The following is a 19,037-nucleotide window of genomic DNA, read 5'->3' on the forward strand; positions in this document are numbered from 1 at the left end:
CCTGGTGACATCTGATCGATACGGCAGGAGGCATCATGCCCGTCTCACGCAACTTGGCAGGAACGGTCTTCGTGGGCGGCGCGGTGACCCTGACTCTCGCCGCTCTGGCATACCCGACCATGCTCGGCTACCAGACCACGTCCAGCGCCCAGACCCGCGTCATCGCGGACACCCAGTGGGGTCCGCTCACCGAAGGGGACCGCGACTTCGTCGTGAAGGTGCGCGCCGCCGGACTGTGGGAGTACCCGCTGGGCGAGATCGCGCTGAAGAAGGGGTCGACTCCGGCGATGCGGGAGGCCGGCAAGCACCTGATCGTGGGGCACGCCCGCCTCGACGAACTGGACCGCAAGGTCGCCATCCAGCTCAACATCACCCTGCCCAACCAGGCGTCTCCGCAGCAGCAGCAGTTCGTGGCGACCTCCGCCGCCCTGAGCGGCAAGGACTTCGACAAGACCGCCGCCAACATCCTGCGCGTCACGCACGGTTCGATCTTCTCGGTGATCGCCAAGGTGCGCGCGACGACCAACAACTCCCTTGTACGGGAGCTCGCGAACCTCGCGAACGACACGGTGCTCGACCACATCACGATGATGGAGAAGACCGGCACCATCGACTTCGACCAGGTCCTCGCCCAGCAGAGCGCCCCGCCGACGCTCCCCAAGGACCAGCTCACGCCGCCCGCCCCGCAGCCCGGTGCCCCGATCGTCGTCCTGACAGCGCGCCCGGACCTGAACGTGCACACGGACACCCCGAGCCCCAGCCCGACGGTCGGCTGAACCCCGCACCGAACCCCGGTGCGGAGCAAAGGCCTTCGGCCGCCTCTCCGCGCCGGGCGACGAGGAACGCCGCGATGGTCACGCCCTCGGCGGCGCGAAGTTCCCTTTCGTGAGTCACCCGTTGACGCTCGCACGTTCTACGGGGTCGTCCGGGCCCGGTTAGTTGACCGGTTCCCCGGCGCGCGCTACCTCTGACGACAGTCGCGGATGCGCGGTCGCGGAAGGGAGGCACATGATCCTGCTGGGGTGGGTCGTCGCCGTGACGGCCCTGGGCGTGTGGTGGGTGCTCTGGCGGCTCGTCCGGTACCCGGGGGGTTGGACGTACGCGTTCCACGAGGAGCACCGGGAGGCGCGGCGTGCTCTGGAGGGTGCCCGGGGTGCCGTACGCGCGCTGCGCAGAGCGGCTCGGCGGGAGAAGTGGCGGGCCCATGGTGCGGTGAAGCGGGCCGAGTGGGCGTACCGGCGCCGGGTTCGCCGGGCGGAGTCCGAGCTGGAGCGGCTCGGCACGACGCGCCGCGGGGCACGCGTCGAGCAGTTGGGCGAGATCACCTTGCACGAGCATGCGGTGGTCGTCGGCAACGACGAGGTCGCGCTGGCCGGCCTGAAGGTCCGGCTCGAACCGGGTCGCTTGAAGGCCACGTCGTACGTGTATCTCACGCAGCCCGACGGACGTGAGCGTATGGAGCGTTACGCCGGTGCGGACTACGCCGAGGACGCGGTGCGCCGCTTCGTCGTCCGGATCCAGAACGCCGTCGCGGCGGCGGACCGGCTGGAGGAGGAGCGGGTCGGCAGCATCCGTGCGGTCAAGGCCGAACTGCGGGAGGCACGGTCGGCGACGGATCAGGTGGAGGCGGCGAAGGAGCGGCTGGAGGAGACCCGGGCCCGCCATGACGCGGACGTCAGGCTCCCGAAGGCACGCATGGCTCTGGACGACGCCCGGAGCACCTGGCACGGGCTCACGGGCCGCCGTCCTCGCTGACCCACGACCCAGCGGCACTGTTCGGCTTCTCGGGTCAGTGCGGGTGGGCGGGTCGCCAGTGGTTGTGGTGCAGGACCTGCTCCAGGGGTTGTCTCGGGCCCGGGCGGAACGTGGTGCGCAGGGGGTGGGCCGTCGGCAGCAGGGCGCCCTGGCGGACCGTCGGCGGCAGGCCCAGCAGATCGGCGACCTCCCGTTCCCGGTCCAGGTGCACGGTCGTCCAGGCGGTGACCAGGCCGCGGCTGCGGGCGGCCAGCGCGTAGCTCCAGGCGGCCGGCAGCAGCGAACCCCACACCCCGGCCTGGTTGCCCGGGGGCAGTCGTCCGCCGGGCAGTTCGAGACACGGGATGACCAGGGCCGGTACCCGGTGCATCCGGTCGGCCAGCACCCGCGCGCCGGTGAGGACCGAGCGCGAACCCTCGGGCAGCTCCCTCAGCCGGTCGAGGCCGGCCGCGTTGCGTTCGTAGAACGCGGTCCGGTACACCTCGGCGACGTCCGCCCGGACGCGCGGGTCGGTGAGCAGGATCCAGCGCCAGTTCTGCCGGTTGTTGCCGTTCGGCGCCTGCAGGGCGATGCGCAGACAGTCCTCGACCAGAGCCGGCTCCACCGCCCGGTCCAGGTCGAGGCCGTACCGGACCGACCGTGTGGTGGTCAGCAACTCCTCGCAGGTGAGGGAGAGTCGGCCGGTCACGGCAGCAGCACCGCCAGGACGGCCGACGCGAGGTAGGTGGCCACGACGAAGGCGATCGCGGTGGGCAGCGGCCACCCGCCGCGCCCGGCGGCCAGGAACCGCCGGGTGCCGTGGGCGGGAAGGAGGGCCGCCAGGCAGGGCAGCAGCGCGAGCGGACCGCGCGGGGCGAAGAGCAGGACCTCGCAGACGACGGCACCGGCCGCGAAGCCGGCCGTCACCGCCGCGGCGCGTCCCGGACCGAGCCCGGCCGAGTACAGCCGGGCGCCTGGGGGTGCCTCCCAGGCGGTCTTGCGGGCGAACTCGAAGTGCAGGACGACACAGGCGCACAGGGCGAGCAGCGCGGCGCCGCGCCAGTCGGCGGTGACGGTCCCGGCGGCGACGAGCGACCCGTAGACGTAGACGCCGAGCAGGAGTTGGACCGGGTAGGCGACCGCCAGGCCGAGCAGCGGCCGGTCGCCCACCGCGGGGAACCGCCGCTCCAGCGGGGCGAGGAGCAGTCCGTATCCGAGGGCGGCGAGGATCAGCAGGACGTCGGTCACCGAGCGGACCGCGTTCAGACCGGTCACCCCCACGGTGATCACCGCCATCGCGCCGCGCAGTTCGCCCGCGGTGATCGCGCCGGTGACGAGCGGCCGGTCCGGGTGGTGGACACGGTCGTGGTCGAGGTCCTTCTGTTCGTCCAGCATCCGCAGGAACAGCAGGGCCAGGACGACGCTGACGACCCGGATCGCGGTGGCGCCGGAGGGACGCCAGGCCGCACCGGTCGCGGTCACCGCCACGCCCTCCAGGGCGAGGACCCACAGGAGTCCGTACGTGACGTAGATCTGCGGCCGGAACATGCGCAGCACGAACCGGCCCAGCCGGGCGGGGACGTGGGGCGCGGCGACGGTGGTCACTCCGGAGACCTTCCGGTCGGGTGCGGATCGGTTCGGTGGCGGGAACTCATGCGGCCCTGTGGGTGGTTCGCGCCGCGAAGCCGCGCGCCGGTCCGGCGTCCGCGTCGGCGAGCCGGATACGGGCCTCCGCGGCCAGGGTGCCGGGCTGGCGCAGGGTGCACTCGATGTCGGCGCCGGGCCGGGCCGGAGCGGTGCGGCACTCCAGCGGCAGGTCCATCTCGGCGAAGCGGCGGAACCGCGCGGCCAGGGCGACCGGCAGCGGACTGGGCGTGCGGACGGTCCCGGCGGACACGCAGGCGCGTACGGCGAGTTGGCGGAAGGCCTCCAGCTCCAGCATGCCCGGAACGTGGTCGACCCAGTGGTCGTAGAGGGTGGGGTGGTCGGTCTCGGCGAGCAGACGTGCCGTGTGGGTGCCGTCCTCCTCGGCGCGCGGCGGGGAGATCACCGTGTTGGCCCGGGCGCGGCGGCCGACGAGCGCGGGCTCGGCGTGGGGTCCGCGCAGTGCGACGGGCACGGCGGGCAGACCGAGCGCGCCGCGCTGTCCGGCCCGCAGCCTCGTCCACTCCTCGGGAGGCATCCAGGAATAGTCGATACGGGCCAGCAGGGCCTGGCGGCCGCCGATGGCGAGGGCGAAGCGGAGCCGCAGACCCCGCACTCCGGCCGGGGTCCGGAACCGCCGCTCGATCCGGGTGGCGACGACCGCCTCGGTGTGCCTCTCGCCCCGGGTGAGGGCGGCCGGGTCCGGCACCTCGAACCCGACCTCCCGGAGCAGGAATTTGTGGCCCGGCCGGACGCCGAGGTGCCGGTGGGCCACCACGAAGATGCCCTGCCGGCACGCCTCCAGGAGGAGGAAGGGGTCGAGCCGGTCGCCGGGGCCGAGCGTGTCGTCGTAGAAGGCGTGCCGGCGCGGGAAGCGGGCCGCCAGCAGCATCTCGTCCTCGCCGCGGCGCTCCGTGTCGGTCAGGAAGACCTCCGCGACGGCGGAGCGGTGCACGAGATCCTTGGGGAGTGTCCGGGTGAACTGCATGGGCCGCTCCTCACTTCGCGGTGGCGCGGACGGTGTCCAGGTGGCGGCGCCAGGTGTCGGCGTCGGCTCCGTCCAGCACGGGCGCTCGGCCCGGCTGGCGCATGGGGAGCACCTTCGAGCCGACGATGACGGCGTCCCACGGGTCGAGGTCGACGCCCAGGCGCCAGGCGGTCTCCAGCAGGGTGCGCGGGCCGGCGGAGGGATCGGCGCCCCCGTGCCGGGCCACGGTGTCGCGCAGGCGCGCGACGGCGGGATCGAAGGCGAGGTCCCGGGGTTCGGTGGCGGCGTACAGCAGACCGGTCAACTCGCTTGCGTGCGCGGCCCGGTCCTCGTCGGCGAGGGCCGAGCGGAACAGCCGGTCGCGCTCGGTCTCGTCGAAGTGGACGGCCAACTCGCGCAGGACGTCGGCGGGTTCGTCGGGGGTGTGCACGAGGTTCAGCAAGTAGCTGTAGCGGCCCAGGAGATGACGGAGCTGGCCGGGCCGGCGGGCGTCCGGGTCCGTGGGGCCCTTGAGCCGGGTGAGTTCGACCGAGGCGGGTACGTCCAGGTCGTGGAGAGGCCGCACCAGGAGCACGAGGGCGTCGGCGTCCTCCAGGAAGAGCGCGGCCAGCCGCCTGCGGTAGGGGGTGGCGAGGTTCCACTGGAAGTACCAGAGGGAGCGGATCATGGTGCGGGTCAGGCGGGTGACGGCCGCGCCGACGATCCTGAAGCCCTGCCCGGCCAGCCAGTCCGCGGCCGCCTCCAGCCGGCGTGCCACGACGGCGTCGGGCTTGAGCAGCAGCAGCGCGTGCCGGTGGGCGAAGCCGGTGATGTCGCCGGTGAGCTGGGCGAGTTGGCCGTGGCTCTCCTGGTAGTAGGTGTCGGCGCCGTACAGCCGCTGTTTGTCGGGGTGACACGTCAGCAAGGGTGGGACGGGTATGCCGTACGAGGGTTGGGCCAGGTGGGCGGTGGTCATCGGTTCGCGCTCCCGTCGGGTCGGGCGGCCGGCTCCCTGGGCGGGGGCGGGCCGAGATAGCCGGTGGCGAGGCAGTGGTCGAGGAGGCGGCGCAGATAGGCGCGCGCGCCCGTCGCGGGCGGGCGGTGGCCGAAGGCCTCGGCGTGGGTGGTGTCGAAGCGGACGCGGCGCCGGAAGTAGGGGGCGTACAGGGAGACGACGCGGTCGTAGTACGGGCGTTCGCGGCCGGGCAGGGCCGTGGCCGAGAACGCGGACGGGGGGACGAACCGCGGCACGTGGAGGGACGGGTACTCCGCGAGGACGTCGGACATGTCCCGCAGGGTCAGCTCGTGGCCGACGGCGTGCAGGGTGCGCCCCTCGGCGTCCGGGAAGCGGGTGGCGGCCTCGGTCACCAGGTCGGCGACCCGGTCGACCGGGACCAGGTCGAGGACGGCGTCCAGGTGGCCGGGCACCGTGCGCACCAGTCCCCTGGTCAGTACCCGGAGCACGGGGTAGATGGTCTTGAGGTCGCGGACCCGGCCGGTGCGGTCGGCGCCGGTGACGATGCTCGGCCGGACCACGGTGACGGGCAGGCCGTCCGCCGCGGCCTTGCGGACCAGGGTCTCGGCGGCCAGCTTGCTCTTCTCGTAGTCGTTGCCGGGGCGTTGGCCGAGGTCGAGTTCGTCCTCGTACGCGGTGCCGTCGCGTTCGCCGCACACGTAGGCGGTGCCGACGTGGACCAGGGGGGTGCGGGTTGCGAGGGCCTGGCCCAGGACGTGCCGGGTGCCCTCGACGTTGACGCGCTCGTACCGGCCCGGTGCCAGTCCGAAGTCGGTGACGGCGGCGCAGTGGACGATCCGGTCGGCGGTGGCGGCGAGCCGCAGGTCGGCACCGCTCAGCCCGAGGCCGGGGCGGGTGATGTCGCCGGTCATCCGGGTCACGGCGCCCGGCCCCGGGTCGAGCTTTCTGCCGTTGTTGCGGACGAGGTCGCCGTTGCGGTGCAGGACGGCCAGCACGGTGTGGCCTGCGGCGGTGAGCCGGGCGGTCACCTCGGCACCCACGAACCCGCTGGCGCCGGTCACCAGCACGGTCATCGGATCGGACACCGGAGCACCTGCCGACCTGGCACGAGACGCCTCGGGACCTGGGTTCTTCGGTTCGGACATCGGTGGATCCTCCGCACGGGACGTCGGGTGGGATGCTCGGGCGCTCGGCGCCGTCACCGGGCCTGGTGGGGCTGGGCCCCGTTGCCGGCCAGCAGGTCGCGGGCCTCCTCGATGGGCAGCTCCGCGCCGAGGTGGGCGCCCATGCGCAGCCAGTCGTGGCCGAGCTGAAGGGTGGCCCGCCAGGTGTACGCGGAGTCGAACGACAGCGGGAAGGAGTCGGCGCCCACGGCAGCGCGTACCCGGGCGATGAAGCGGCGCAGTTCCGCGCGCAGCGCGTCGCCGTCCTCCGCCGAGTCCACGCCGTGCCCCAGCAGCTCCACGGCGTGCGCGCCGATCGGCAGGGTGGCGGCGGGCAGCAGGTCCATACGGCGTACGAGGTCGGCGTCCGCGGGCAGCGGGTTGACCCCGTGGGCGCTGAACAGTCCGCGCAGCGCCGCGTGCACGGCGCGGCGCGCGGTGATTTCGGCCACCCTGTGCTGGCCGCGCCGCAGTGCTCCGGTCAGGTCCTCGACGGCGTTCTCGACCACGACGTTGGACCACACCAGGGCCATGGCCGCGGCGGCGAACCGGTCGGCGGGCAGGGGCATCAGGTCGACCGAGCGGGGTCCGCCGACGGCGGCGCCGCGCACCGACAGCAGCGGCTGGGCGGTGGAGGTGGGCGGGGTCAGGGGGCCGGGCGGGGCGGCGAGCGGAAGTGCGGGGGTGACGGCTCCGCCGCCCTTCCAGGCGAGGCGCACCAGCCCGTAGCGCAGGAACGCGGCGAGCAGCGGGCCGGGTTCGTTCACGCCGGTGGCGGCGCCGTCGGCCAGTACGCGGGGCAGCGGCCTGCCCAGGACGAGGGAGCGCCAGACGGCTCCGGCGTCGGCGCCGAGAGCGAAGACGTCGCGTCGGCCGCGTACGACGTGGATCCGTTCGCCGGTCTGCCAGGTGGTCACCTGGGCGACGCGTTCGACGGTGAGCCGCTCGGGCCGCCGGGGGACCTTCGCGAGTCCGAGGTCCTCGGCGAAGTCGAGGCAGGCGGTCAGGTGGGCCTGTGCCGCCTCGGCGTCGCCGGGCCGGACGACGGCGGATTCCAGCTCCCAGTAGCGGTCGCGCACGTCCGCCCGTCCCGCCCGGTCGAGCTGCAGGGACAGCCACTTGGGTTCCAGATAGGTCTCGCCCCGGCCGGCCGCCCAGGACTTGACGCTCTGCACGAGGGCGGCGCGGGTCCAGTCGACCGCCTCGTCGCTCTCGCCGAGGCACTGGAGGGCCGTCGCGTGCCGGAGGGACTGCCGGGCCCGGTGGGCCCACCAGTCGGCGGCGATCCGGCGGAACCGCTCGACCGGCAGCAGCGCCTTCACCTCCTCGATGAGGGCGTGGCCGCGCAGCGGGTGGCTGTGCAGGATCCGCTGGCAGCGGTTGAGGAGGTCCTCGGAGAGCCGGCCCGGCCGTCCGGCTCCCTGCTCCACCGCCGTGAACTGGTCGGCGAGTTGGCGAACCGAGCGGGTGCGGATCTCCACCCGCCTGCCGTCCACGAACAGCAGGGACGGCATGGTCGGCGGCTCGTCGTCGGAGCGGCTCACGAGCAGGAAGTCGATGTCGGAGGAGGGGTTGCCGAACCCCTCGGCTATGGAGCCTTCCAGGGTCACGGCCCATTCGGTGTCCGGGGGGAGTTCGGCGAGGGACTTGTCGAGCAGGTCCTGCAGCCGTTCCTCGGTGAGAATCACGGGTGCCTCTCCGTTCGCGGGCCGTCCGGGGCGGTGGCCATGCCGTCGGGGGCCGGGTCGGCCAGGACGACGGCCGATCCTTCGGGGGCCGGGTCGGCGAGGACGGCGGCCGAGTCGTCGCGGGCCGGGTCGGCGAGAGGGGTGACCGTGCCGTCGGAGGGCGGGTCGGCGAGGACCGTGACCGTCCCGGCGGCCCCGTCGACGCGCAGCCGGGCGCCGGTGCGGATCTCGGTGGTGGCGCCCTTGACCTGGACCACGGTCGGGATGCCCAACTCCCGTGCCACGACGGCCACATGGGTGAGGGGACTGCCCCGTTCGATGACGAGTGCGGCGGCCGAGGACAGCGCGGTCACCCATCCCGGGTCGGTGCGGTAGGTGAGCAGGACGCCGCCGCCGACGTCACGCGGGGTGTCGGTGACGACGGCGGGTCCTTCGGCGACACCGGGGCAGCAGGGGACTCCGCTCAGTTCCCGGGCTCCGCTGGGGGCGGCCGGACCACCGCTCCAGCCGGCCCTTTCGAGGTTCCCCCACCAGTAGGGCGCGCCGCGGGTGGTGAAGCGGGAGGGGGCGTGCAGTTCGGCGTCGGCCGCCTGTCGCCGGCGGCGCAGCCCGACGAGGTCCCGCAGTTCGGTGTGGACGATCGTGCCTTCGTAGGCGCCCTGGATCTCTTCGAGGCGCAGGTAGAAGACGTCGTCCCAGGTGTCGACGGCGCCGGCCCGTGCGAGATCGCGGCCGAGGGCGCGCAGCATGCGCTTGGCCGCTCCGAAGGCGCGGGTGCGGCAGAACCTGAGCCGTTCCCGGTCGGTGAGCGCGGTGCGGGCCTTGCTCCTCACCCGTTCGTACACAAGGCGCCGCGGCCGGCTGAGGTGCTCGTCGAGGTAGGCGTCGGCCTCGCCGCCGCGATCGGACGCGCCCGGGCCCCCGCCGTCGCCGGTGTCCGGCAGGACCTCGCGCAGCAGCGTGAAGACGCCCGCCGGGTTCTCGCGCAGGTCGGGGACCTCCAGCTTGAGTTCGTCGGGGCTGCGGTAGCCGTAGTCGGCGATGTACGCGTCGACGGACCGCAGGAATCCGGTGTACCCGGCGTCGAGCAGGGCCTGGCGGGCCTCGGGGTCGGGGGTGCGTTCCAGCAGCGCCAGGATCCCGGCGTCGGCGCGCGCCTGGACCGCCAGCTCGCGCAGGGCCCATACCGGCTCGGCGGACTCGATCGCGCCGCCCGGGGCCGCCGCGGCCCAGGTGAACCACTCCGGCGCCTCGGGCAGCCATCTGCGGGTGAGCAGGGCGAGGAGTCCCACGGAAAGCAGGATCGTCGCGTCGAGGGTCTGCATCGGGCCCCATTTCTCGATGAGTTCCCGCTGGAGCCGCCGGAATCGGCGGTAGGTCTCGTCCCCCGGCAATGCGTCGTAGTCGACGTTGTTGAATACCGTGTACGCGCGATAGAAATCTCGATGAAACCTGTCCACGGATTTTCGGATGGTGAGAAATCTTCCGGCAAAGATGACCGTACGTGTCAGCCGCGCGGCTCGGTCGCGCAGTCCGGACCGGGGTGTGAACGGATGGAGCGTGTCGGCGAGTTCGTCGGAAATACTCTCGGCGACCCCCAGGGATTTCTCCAGGACGCGCCGGTTCAGCGGGTACAGCGGCGCGAGACGCACCATGCGGTACCAGTGGAAGAGGTTGTAGTAGACACGTCCGTGGACATGACCGAGGAGGTACGGGGTCCACTCCCGCACCTCGCGCAGCCGCTCCCCGCGGACGCCCAGGGCGCGGGCGTAGCTGTCGTATACCTTCGCGTAGGTGTCGGCGGCGAAGCTGAAGGTGAGCGGGGAGACGACACCGCTGAAGCTCTCGATGATGTTGGAGTTGTCCCAGAGCCGCAGGTTCCGTTCGGGCTCCGCAGTGGAGCCCGCGGCCGGGCCGAGGGTGGTGACGGGCCGGCTCTGGAGGATCCACAGGGCGTCGTCGTCGATGGCCCACTCGATGTCCTGAGGGGCGCCGTACACGGCGGTGACGCGCGCCCCGGCCGCGTGCAGCCGGGCCAGATGGGCGGCCGTCAGCGCGGGTCGGCCGCGGTCCTCGTCGGCGACGGGTGACACCTGGCAGCCGGGGCCGGATCCGGCGTCGTAGCGCTCCCGCTTGTCACCGACGACCGTGGTCAGCGGCTCGCCGGTGGCGGCGTCCAGGACGACGGTGTCGGCGTCGACGGCGCCCGAGACCAGCCCCTCCCCCAGTCCGTGGACGGCGCTGACGACATGCCGGTCCGTCCGTCCGCTCGCCGGGTCGGCGGTGAACAGGACACCGCTGAGCTCGGCGGCCACCATGCGCTGCACGATGACGGCGACGCCGCTCGTGTCGATCGCCAGCCCGTGCCGCGCTCGGTAGCGCAGGGAGCGCTCACAGAAGGCGGAGGCCCAGCAGCGGCGGACGTGGGCGACGACCTCGTCGAGGCCCCGGACGTTGAGGAAGCTGTCGAACTGGCCGGCGAACGAGTGGCGCGCGCCGTCCTCCTGCACGCCGGACGACCGCACGGCCACCGCGCCGCCACCGGCCAGACCGTAGGCCAGTCCGATGGCGTCCATGAGGTGGTCGGCGAGCGGCGCGGCCTCGACGAGGCCGGCGATCTCGGCGGCGATCCGGCCCGCCTTCGGCTCCCAGCCGTCGGCGAGCAGCCGCTTCAGGTGCCCGTCGAGGCCGCTGCCGCGGCTGAATTCGGCGAATACGTCCAGGCCGATGATCGACCAGCGCGGTACCTGAAATCCGGACGCGGTCAGCGTGTAGAGGTTCTTCCCTTTTCCGCCGGCCCATTCGGTGATAAGGGATGCGTCGCTGGACGGTGTGAGGACGTGCGGGGACCGGCGTTCGGATCCCGTGGTGGGCGACAATGCGTTTCCCCTCCGAGGGTGGTGCTCGACCTCGCTCGAATGTTGCACAGCAGGGCCGGTCGAAAAAACTCCGGCGGCCCGTCACCGGCGTTTTTCGGTCGTTGTATCCCTTTCAAATTCCGATCGCCCGCCGCTGTTCAGGAGGAACACCGGCGGCCGGGACGGAAACGGGATGATCCAGCCGAAGTAGGTCCGCCCGGCCCCCGCGACGGGTCGCCCCACGGCGGCGATACGCGCCAGTAGCACCGCGTACGTCCTCCTCGCCCCCCACGCCGACGGCGGGAGGAGGCCGGGCCGTCGCGGACCGGAGCGGGGGCCGTCATGGACCAACAGGGGCCGCAAAGCCACACGTTCGGACACCGGACGAGGGTCGAGCAGAAAGGAAAGCAACAAATATTGACGCAATCAACCAGCGCTTGTAACTTCCGTCTCAGTCGCCAGGCAGCCCTGATCTCGGCTGTCCCGAGGGCGAGTTGTAGCTCCACCCTCCACTCCGGGAGCACACATGCGCAGAAGAAGATCTGCCTCCTCGCGTCTCTTCCCCTCCCCCACGGCCGGGGCGTTACCCCGGCTGCGCCGCGCCCTGCTGTCCGTCGGGGCCGTCCTCGGCCTCCTGGTGACCGTCCTCGTCGGCATGCCCGGCATCGCCCAGGCCGCCGGTTCCCAGCCCTGCGACATCTACGCCGCGGCCGGCACCCCGTGCGTGGCCGCCCACAGTTCGACCCGTGCGCTGTTCTCGGCGTACAACGGCCCGCTGTACCAGGTCACCCGCGTCTCCGACGGCGCGACCGCCGACATCGGGCTGCTGGCGGCCGGCGGCTACGCGAACGCCGCCCAGCAGGACAGCTTCTGCGCGAACACGACGTGCAGCATCTCGAAGGTGTACGACCAGACGTCCCGCCACAACGACCTGTTCCCCGGTCCCGCGGGCACGGCCGGCATGGGTGCCGACCGGGGCGCGGACGCCGGTGAACTGTCCGTCACGGCGGGCGGCCACAAGGTGTACGGCATCTGGATCTCCCCCGGCGTCGGCTACCGCTCGCACGGCGCCGCGTCCGGAACCGCGGTCAACGGCCAGGCGGAAGGCGCCTACATGGTCGCCAGCGGCACCCACGTCGGCTCCGCCTGCTGCTTCGACTACGGCAACGCCGAGGCCACACCGGCCGACACCGGCAACGGCCACATGGACGCCGTCTCCATCGCCACCACCTGCTACTTCGCGCCGTGCAGCGGATCCGGGCCCTGGATCGAGGCCGACCTGGAGAACGGCATGTTCCAGGGCGACAACGGCTCCAACACCGCGAACAAGGGCAACAGCAGCACGTACGTGACCGCCGTCCTCAAGAACAACGGGCAGACCACCTACGCGCTGAAGGGAGGCAACTCTCAGTCAGGGGGCCTGACCACCTGGTGGGACGGAGCACTGCCCTCACGGGGCGGCTACCGGCCCATGCAGCAGGAGGGCGGCATCATCCTGGGCACGGGCGGCGACAACAGCAACTGGAACATGGGCACGTTCTTCGAGGGTGTCATGGTGTCCGGCTATCCGACCGACGCGGCCGAGAACGCCGTCCAGGCGAACATCGTCTCCGTGGGCTACTCGGGCCAGACCAACGTCCCCAACGGTCCGCAGGGCACCATCGGCGGCCCCGGCAACCAGTGCGTCGACGTCGCCGCGGACGACACCGGGGTGAACGGCGCCGCCGTACAGCTCTGGAACTGCCAGTCGTACGCCGAGGACCAGTTCTGGACCCACAACGCCAACGGATCGCTCGGCACCATCGGGCGCTGCCTGGACATCGTCGGCAACGGCACCGCCAACGGCGCCCAGGTCGAGCTGTGGGACTGCAACGGGGTCGGTGGCCAGAAGTGGGTGCAGCGCGCCGACGGTTCGCTGTTCAACCCCCAGTCGGGCCGCTGCCTCGACTCCCCCAACGGCGCCACGGCCAACGGCACCCGTCTGCGGATCTGGGACTGCAACGGCTCCGCGGCCCAGAGGTTCGCGGTCAACGCGGGCGCGCCCGTCATCGGGCCCGGCACCACCTGCGCCGACGTGGCCGGTGACGACAACGGCTCCAACGCGACCGCCGTACAGCTCTGGAGCTGCCAGTCGTACGCGGTCGACCAGCACTGGTTCCACAGCTCGGACGGCCGGCTGCACACGCTGGCCCGCTGCCTCGACATCGTCGGCAACGGCACCGCCAACGGCACCCAGGTCGAACTGTGGGACTGCAACGGTGCGGGGGGCCAGGTCTGGCAGCAACAGGCCGACGGCTCGCTGCTCAACCCGCAGTCCGGCCGCTGCCTCGACTCGCCCAACGGCGCCACGGCCAACGGCACCCGGCTGCAGATCTGGGACTGCAACGGAGCCGCCGCCCAGAAGTTCGCACTGGGCTGACCCCGCCGCTCCGCCCGTCGGCCCGGCCGGACCTCGAGTCCGGCCGGGTCCGCGTGTCCCGGGCTCGCGCGTCTCGGGCCCGGCCCGTGACCGTTACCGTGACCGTGACCGTGCGCGTCGCGTCGCGTCGCGTCTGCCGAGGCTGACGGTGTGTCGGCCGCCCCTGACGCTGTCTGCTCCGCGACCGTCTGTGGTAATCGATCTGTATGCCGAAAAATACCCCGCCGGACGCGGACGACCACGACCGGACCTCCGCGCGGGTACGGCTGTCCGCGGCGCTGCGCGACTCCTCGGTCGGCCGGGGATGGCGGCACAGCAAGGACATCGAACTGGGCCAGAGGTCGCTGGGCTTCGCGGCCCTCGGTTTCCTCACGCTGGTGCCCCTCCTGATCGTCGTCTCCGCGGCCGATCCGGCCCACGGGCGTGGCTTCGCGCAGTGGCTGGGGGACGGCCTCGGGGTGTCCCGAGCCGCCAGGGACGAGGTCGCGCGGCTGTTCGCCGGGCCCGCGCAGGTGCGGCAGACGACGACGGCCTTCGGTCTCGCCGCGCTCGCCGTCTTCGGTCTGAGCTTCGGCGCGGCGGTGCAGACCGGTTACGAGAAGGTGTGGGAGCTGCCCGCGGCCCGCTGGCACGCGCGATGGCGCCACGTCCTCTGGCTCGCCGTGCTCATCGGCACCATCTACGTGACGGCGACGACCACGCTGTGGCGCCACTCGGTCGCCGGAACGGTGACCGCGACGCTGAGCGCCATCCTGTTCTTCTGGTGGTCGCAGTGGATGCTGCTCGGCGGCAGGATCGCCGCCTGGTCCCTGCTGCCCGGCGCCGTGTTCACCGCTCTCGGCCTGCTCGGGCTGCGGTTCTTCTCGCGTCTGGTCTTCTCTCCCCTGATCGCCTCCAGCACCGTCAACTACGGCCCTTTCGGCACCGTCCTCGTCGTCCAGTCCTGGCTGGTCGGTGTCGGCGTCGTCGTCTTCGGCGGCGCGCTGCTGGGGCGGCTGGCGCACGAGGAGATCAACACCGCGACGGAGACCATGCTGCGGCGGGCCCGGCAGCGCGGGCGGTGAGTCCGGGCGGACTCCCCCTCGAACTCCGCCTCTCGTCAGGTCAGTTGGGTGCGCCGAGCGGAGGGGTGACCTCCTTGCCCGGCGTGGGTGCGGCGGACGGCTCCCGGTCCCAGCGCAGGACGAGGATCGTGGCCGGGACCGCGATGAGGGCCCAGATGACCACGGTCATGACCACGGCCGTCCAGGTGTCCCAGAAATGCCCGGCGCAGATGGCCGCGACGAAGGGCAAGGCCACCACCCCCACAGGCGTCGCCTTGGCGAACGGGACCCGGGGTACGACGGGCCGGCCGGTGGCGAGGCGGCGGGCCCGGCGGGCGCTGCCGAACGCGGCGACGAAGGCCAGGGCCGCCGACCCGACGACGACCAGGGCGGCCCCGACGAAGGTGATGGGGCCATCGTCCGGCAGTCCCGCGAGCCGCTCGCGCACCCCGCCCCGGCTGACGGAGACCACGTCGTTCCGCCAGGTGGTGACGTCCACCCGCCCGCCCGGCCGGACGAGTTCGGAGAGGTCGCCGTTCCTGTCGAGGTCGATGAACTGATCGGCGGGGGCGGGAACGGGCGGCCGCAGCCGTATGCGGAAGACCTTGGTCCTGCCGCTCTTGACGGTCTGGGCGGAGAGGACCGTACCTGTGATCGTGCGCAGGCAGCTCATACCCTGATCGCCGGCCCCGGCTCCCCCGGTGCACGGCCGGGCGTCGTGGAAGGCCGCCTCCGTGGCGACCTTTCCGGGGACGTAGAGACTCGGTCCCACCGCCACCGTCGACAGGGCCAGCCCGAGCAGCGTCCACGCCACCGCGCGCCACCACTCCTGCCGGATCCGTGCCGAGAGCCACCGGTCCGCCGAGAGCCCCCGGTCCGTCGTCTGCGCAGCCACCGCTGTGCCTCCTTCGTTCCCGAGCATTAGGTCATACGTGTCCGGCCTGCCGACACGGCAGGTTCCGGAAGCGTCGGCCCCGGGCTGAGCTGCCGGATTCCGGCAAGATCGGAGAAACTCGGGGCCGGACCCGAGCGGCGGTGGCCATGGCCCGAGCGGCGTCCCGGTTAGCCGGAGTTGTAGCCCCAGCGGGCGCGGCCGTCCCGGCCCATGAAGCACTTCGCCGGGCGTCCGTCGGCCGTCGTCGCGGTGGCACCGACGGGCGAGCAGTACTGCCCGAACCCGATGCCGGACCCGCCGCCCGTGCTTCCCGTGCTTCCGCCCGAGGTGCCGGAGGAGCCACCGGAGGAACCGCCCGTGGAACCACCGCCGCCACTGCCTCCTGACGTGCCGCCCGTCGTGGTGGAGCCACTCGTGCCCCCGGCGCGCGGCTTGGGCTTCGGCTTGGGCTTGGGCTCGGGCTTGGGCTTGGGCTTCGGCTTCGGGCTGGGCTTGGCGCACGAGTCGTCCGGACCGATCAGCCACAGGTCCGCCCGCGTCGACGGCGTGACCTCACGGTCGGGTTCCGGCCGCTGCCGGCACACCCGCCAGTCCTCCAGGTCCCCGGTCCCGCCGCCGAGGCGCTCGCCGGTGTGCGCGTGCCAGGCGGCGGTGTACGTGAACCCCAGGTCGTCGAGGGTGCCCGAGGCCGCGCGGTAGCTCTCGCCCGGAGGTCCGGCATGACCACCCGTCGGGGGGCGAGGAGGCTCGTGGGGCACGCCTCCTTCTCGGGGACGGCGTAGAGCGTCAGCGCGCGGACGGCCGGGCGGACCTTCTCCTGCGCGGAGGGTGTCTGGAAGCAGACCTTCCAGCCGGGCCGCGTGTCCGTCACGGGCCGGAAGGACGAGGTGGCGTCGGCCGTCGTCACCGACATCCAGGACTGGCGTCGTGCGTCCGCGACGGCCGTGGTGAGGGCCGTCCCCTTGAAGTCCCGCACCGCCACGGAGCGGTCGGCGCCGGCGCGGGCCGACGAGTCGTGTCCCACTCCCCAGGCGGTGGCGAGCACGGTGGCCGCGAGCATGCAGGCGAGGACGGGGTGCCGGTGGGCCCACTCCAACACGCGTGCTCCGCCGCGCGGATCGGCCGAGGAGCCGGCGGGCACGGGTTCACCGCGCGCCGCGAGGAGTTCTCCCCCGGGATCGATCCGCGATCCCCAGACGGTGATCCGTCGTCCGTCCACGGCCAGGTCCACGCGTGACGCGGCCCCGTAGGCGCGGCGCAGGACCACCGGGGGCCGCGCGATCCGCGAAGGCTCCTCACCGCTCAGCAGGATGAGCGCGCGATCGGTGAGAGCGGCGTACCCCAGCCCCTGGTGATAGAGGGCCAGCACGTGTTCTCCGGACCGGAGGGTACGGAGCAGCGCCTTGGCCTTGGGGAGCGGAAGGGCGACCTCGCGGGCGCCCACTTCGGCGGTGCGCGGGTCGTCACGCAGCAGACGCTGCGCAGCGGTTGGGGACATACGCGGAGATTAGCCGCTGTCGATCTTCGACTGAAACCCTGCCCCCGAACCGATGCACGGCTGTGACCTGCGCAAATGATGCCACCGGCATCACGTCCCGCGTCAGTCCCCGGCCGAACGGCTCCGTCCCGCCCCCGCGACGGTGAGGTCAGCCGATCAGTTCCGGCGCGAGCCGGTGATACCGCGCCAGGAGCACGTTGAGCGCCGCGATGACCAGGACCGCGGCGGCGATGGCGAGCAACGCGCGGCCCGTGCCCCAGGGGGTGATGAGCGTGCCGAGGGCGCCGCCCACGAAGATGCCGAGGACGGTGGCGACGAGCCGGGGACGGATCGTGTGCCGCTCGGGGGTCGCGGGGACGGCCCCGGTGAGACCGTGGATGAGACGGACCAGCGACACCTGGACGAGCAGGGTGGGCATACCGGGAACGGCCGCGCGCAGTGCGGTGTCGGCACGCAGTCCCATGGCGAAGCCGACGATGGCGATGACCAGGCTGTCCGGGTGCTCGGTGAGCGAGCCGGAACCGTGCCGCCACAGCGCGGTCGCGCCCGCGAGCGCCAGCAGGACGCCCTCCACCGCCAGCGCGGCCGCGAACCAGTGCCGGTGGTGTGCGACGAGACCCTTGGTGGTCAGGGCACCGGCCAGGGCACCGAGGACGAAGGCCATCAGGGCGATCGCGGGGCGGGCCACCGGCACCTGTCCCTCACCGGCGACGGCGAAGGACAGGAAGAGCACGTTGCCCGTGGCCAGCGCGGTGAAGACGTGCCCCATGGTCAGGAAGCTGACCGCGTCCGCGGCGCCCGCCAGGACGGTGAGGGTCGCCATGACGACCGTCCGTTGGCGTTCGCGTCGTTCGGCGTCCGGGCGCGGTACGGATTCTTCACTCATCCGGTCAGTCTCGGCAACGGCGGCCCGGCAACCGCGGTGTCCGGGCCGACACGCGCCGGCCGTGCCGCCAATGGACGCCGCGCCGGGGCCCGCGGCCGCCCCGGACAGCCGGGGATCAGACCGCCAGGCGACGGATGGCGACGACGGCCGCGTCGTCGCCGAGATGGCCGTGGACGTGGAGCAGCAGGTCGGTCTGGAGGCGGCGCAGGAGTTCGTCGGGGTCGTCCTTCGTCCACTGGGGCGCCCGTTCGGAGAAGGGGTAGAAGGCTCCGTCGGTGTCGCGGGCCTCGATGACGCCGTCCGTGTAGAGCAGCAGGAGGTCGCCGACCTCGAAGGGGAAGGTCTGGACGTCGTACGTGGCGATGCCGAAGGCCCCGCCGAATCCGATCGGCAGGTGGCTCGCGTCGGCCGTGAGGGGGGTGAGGTCGTTCCCGCGCAGGAGGAGCGGCGGCGGGTGGCCGCAGGTGATGAGGTGGACGACCGGATCGTGGTCGGGGATGTCGAGCAGCGTCACGGTCGCGAAGTCCTCGTTGGTGTCCTGCTCCGCCGGTGCCCGCCACTGGCTGGTGTCCCAGCGGAACGCGGCGTCCAGGTGGACGGCGAGGCGAGGAAGGGTGGCCTGCCGGTGGGCGGCCGCGCGGAAGGCCCCGAGGAGCAGGGCGGCGTTGTTGATCGCGGCCAGACCGCTGCCGCGTACGTCGCCGATGAGGAGCCGGGTGCTGTGGTGGACGGTGCGCGCGGCCGCGTACAGGTCTCCGCCCAGATCGGCCTCCTCCTCGGCGGGGATGTACAGGCCGGCGATCCGCAGCGGACCGGCCTGCGTCGGCAGCGGCCGCAGCAGCACGCTCTGTGCCGCCACGGCCACCGAACGCACCCGGTGCAACTGCCTCTCGTTGCGGTCCCGCACCACGCAGACGGTGACGCAGACGACGGAGACGATGATCAGGGCCGCGATCTGGGCCTGGATGTTGGCGGTGGCCAGGACGCCTCGGATCGCGCCGATCAGTACTTGGGCCGCCACCGCCAGAACGCCCATCAGCGCCGTGACCCGGGCCCCGGCGAACGCCACCGTGATCGCGGGCGCGGCCACCAGGAGCGGACCGAGGTGGATGTGCGGCGGAGCCAGCACGTCCACGACACAGACCGTGACGATCAGCGCCAGGGGGATCACGACCAGTGCGGGCGCGTGACCCGGCCGCCAGGAACTCCGCAAGTCCAGCCATGGTCGAAGAGCCATGCCGCAAGCCTTCCACTTCCTTCCGCGGA

At 72.7% G+C, this 19,037-nt stretch carries 16 protein-coding genes; 4 read left to right on the plus strand and 12 right to left on the minus strand.

What is annotated here, in order from left to right:
* The first annotated feature begins 35 nt into the window (after window positions 1-35).
* Both ACZ4TO_RS31615 and ACZ4TO_RS31620 read left to right on the plus strand, forming a co-directional pair.
* On the plus strand, window positions 36-776 hold the full coding sequence (locus tag ACZ4TO_RS31615; protein ID WP_382778641.1) for a DUF4142 domain-containing protein: 741 nt from the start codon (window positions 36-38) through the stop codon (window positions 774-776).
* Window positions 777-1,008: 232 nt separating this feature from the next.
* On the plus strand, window positions 1,009-1,755 hold the full coding sequence (locus ACZ4TO_RS31620; RefSeq protein ID WP_468026027.1) for a hypothetical protein: 747 nt from the start codon (window positions 1,009-1,011) through the stop codon (window positions 1,753-1,755).
* A 34-nt stretch (window positions 1,756-1,789) separates the two neighbouring features.
* Here ACZ4TO_RS31620 and ACZ4TO_RS31625 read toward each other — a convergent pair whose 3' ends face one another.
* The 7 genes from ACZ4TO_RS31625 to ACZ4TO_RS31655 form a co-directional block, all read right to left on the minus strand.
* Window positions 1,790-2,443: a nitroreductase family protein gene (locus tag ACZ4TO_RS31625; protein ID WP_468026028.1), complete on the minus strand. Its 654-nt coding sequence runs from the start codon at window positions 2,441-2,443 to the stop codon at window positions 1,790-1,792.
* Entirely contained in the window at window positions 2,440-3,339 is a 900-nt protein-coding gene (locus tag ACZ4TO_RS31630) for a hypothetical protein (RefSeq protein ID WP_468026029.1), read from the minus strand. Before ACZ4TO_RS31630 ends, ACZ4TO_RS31625 begins: the two co-directional genes overlap by 4 nt.
* Window positions 3,340-3,385: 46 nt before the next feature.
* Complete coding sequence (locus ACZ4TO_RS31635; RefSeq protein WP_468026030.1) at window positions 3,386-4,366, minus strand: ScbA/BarX family gamma-butyrolactone biosynthesis protein; 981 nt, start codon at window positions 4,364-4,366, stop codon at window positions 3,386-3,388.
* A 10-nt stretch (window positions 4,367-4,376) separates the two neighbouring features.
* Window positions 4,377-5,321: a nucleoside-diphosphate kinase gene (locus ACZ4TO_RS31640; protein ID WP_468026031.1), complete on the minus strand. Its 945-nt coding sequence runs from the start codon at window positions 5,319-5,321 to the stop codon at window positions 4,377-4,379.
* Window positions 5,318-6,406 (minus strand): SDR family oxidoreductase, encoded by a 1,089-nt coding sequence (locus tag ACZ4TO_RS31645; protein ID WP_468026032.1) that lies wholly within the window; start codon window positions 6,404-6,406, stop codon window positions 5,318-5,320. The genes ACZ4TO_RS31640 and ACZ4TO_RS31645 overlap by 4 nt, the downstream gene beginning before the upstream one ends.
* Before the next feature lie 113 nt (window positions 6,407-6,519).
* The gene (locus tag ACZ4TO_RS31650; RefSeq protein ID WP_468026033.1) at window positions 6,520-8,172 is read right to left on the minus strand and encodes a nucleotidyltransferase family protein; all 1,653 of its coding nucleotides are present in this window, start codon (window positions 8,170-8,172) and stop codon (window positions 6,520-6,522) included.
* Window positions 8,169-11,051 carry a phosphoenolpyruvate synthase gene (locus tag ACZ4TO_RS31655; RefSeq protein WP_468026034.1) on the minus strand — a complete coding sequence of 961 codons (2,883 nt, stop codon included), beginning with the start codon at window positions 11,049-11,051 and terminating at the stop codon, window positions 8,169-8,171. Before ACZ4TO_RS31655 ends, ACZ4TO_RS31650 begins: the two co-directional genes overlap by 4 nt.
* Window positions 11,052-11,556: 505 nt before the next feature.
* Here ACZ4TO_RS31655 and ACZ4TO_RS31660 point away from each other — a divergent pair.
* The gene (locus ACZ4TO_RS31660; RefSeq protein ID WP_468026035.1) at window positions 11,557-13,449 is read left to right on the plus strand and encodes an arabinofuranosidase catalytic domain-containing protein; all 1,893 of its coding nucleotides are present in this window, start codon (window positions 11,557-11,559) and stop codon (window positions 13,447-13,449) included.
* A gap of 206 nt (window positions 13,450-13,655) precedes the next feature.
* Window positions 13,656-14,513, plus strand: a complete 858-nt coding sequence (locus ACZ4TO_RS31665; protein ID WP_382778651.1) for a ribonuclease BN — start codon at window positions 13,656-13,658, stop codon at window positions 14,511-14,513.
* A gap of 40 nt (window positions 14,514-14,553) precedes the next feature.
* Here ACZ4TO_RS31665 and ACZ4TO_RS31670 read toward each other — a convergent pair whose 3' ends face one another.
* From ACZ4TO_RS31670 to ACZ4TO_RS31690, 5 genes are all read right to left on the minus strand, one after another.
* On the minus strand, window positions 14,554-15,387 hold the full coding sequence (locus ACZ4TO_RS31670) for a hypothetical protein (RefSeq protein ID WP_468026036.1): 834 nt from the start codon (window positions 15,385-15,387) through the stop codon (window positions 14,554-14,556).
* 167 nt (window positions 15,388-15,554) lie between these two features.
* Window positions 15,555-15,971, minus strand: a complete 417-nt coding sequence (locus tag ACZ4TO_RS31675; protein WP_468026037.1) for a hypothetical protein — start codon at window positions 15,969-15,971, stop codon at window positions 15,555-15,557.
* Window positions 15,905-16,885, minus strand: a complete 981-nt coding sequence (locus tag ACZ4TO_RS31680) for a hypothetical protein (protein ID WP_468026038.1) — start codon at window positions 16,883-16,885, stop codon at window positions 15,905-15,907. The genes ACZ4TO_RS31675 and ACZ4TO_RS31680 overlap by 67 nt, the downstream gene beginning before the upstream one ends.
* 148 nt (window positions 16,886-17,033) lie before the next feature.
* The gene (locus tag ACZ4TO_RS31685; protein WP_468026039.1) at window positions 17,034-17,771 is read right to left on the minus strand and encodes a YoaK family protein; all 738 of its coding nucleotides are present in this window, start codon (window positions 17,769-17,771) and stop codon (window positions 17,034-17,036) included.
* A 115-nt stretch (window positions 17,772-17,886) separates the two neighbouring features.
* Window positions 17,887-19,008: a PP2C family protein-serine/threonine phosphatase gene (locus ACZ4TO_RS31690; protein ID WP_382778655.1), complete on the minus strand. Its 1,122-nt coding sequence runs from the start codon at window positions 19,006-19,008 to the stop codon at window positions 17,887-17,889.
* Window positions 19,009-19,037 lie beyond the last annotated feature (29 nt).

The sequence above is a fragment of the Streptomyces sp. NPDC028298 genome (assembly GCF_055565895.1).

Excerpts from the sequence above, each read along its gene's own strand:
- ACZ4TO_RS31685 (WP_468026039.1), bottom strand. The coding sequence starts at position 17,771 with ATGAGTGAAGAATCCGTACCGCGCCCGGACGCCGAACGACGCGAACGC.
- ACZ4TO_RS31620 (WP_468026027.1), top strand. The coding sequence starts at position 1,009 with ATGATCCTGCTGGGGTGGGTCGTCGCCGTGACGGCCCTGGGCGTGTGG.
- ACZ4TO_RS31690 (WP_382778655.1), bottom strand. The coding sequence starts at position 19,008 with ATGGCTCTTCGACCATGGCTGGACTTGCGGAGTTCCTGGCGGCCGGGT.
- ACZ4TO_RS31680 (WP_468026038.1), bottom strand. The coding sequence starts at position 16,885 with ATGTCCCCAACCGCTGCGCAGCGTCTGCTGCGTGACGACCCGCGCACC.
- ACZ4TO_RS31615 (WP_382778641.1), top strand. The coding sequence starts at position 36 with ATGCCCGTCTCACGCAACTTGGCAGGAACGGTCTTCGTGGGCGGCGCG.
- ACZ4TO_RS31640 (WP_468026031.1), bottom strand. The coding sequence starts at position 5,321 with ATGACCACCGCCCACCTGGCCCAACCCTCGTACGGCATACCCGTCCCA.
- ACZ4TO_RS31635 (WP_468026030.1), bottom strand. The coding sequence starts at position 4,366 with ATGCAGTTCACCCGGACACTCCCCAAGGATCTCGTGCACCGCTCCGCC.
- ACZ4TO_RS31665 (WP_382778651.1), top strand. The coding sequence starts at position 13,656 with ATGCCGAAAAATACCCCGCCGGACGCGGACGACCACGACCGGACCTCC.
- ACZ4TO_RS31660 (WP_468026035.1), top strand. The coding sequence starts at position 11,557 with ATGCGCAGAAGAAGATCTGCCTCCTCGCGTCTCTTCCCCTCCCCCACG.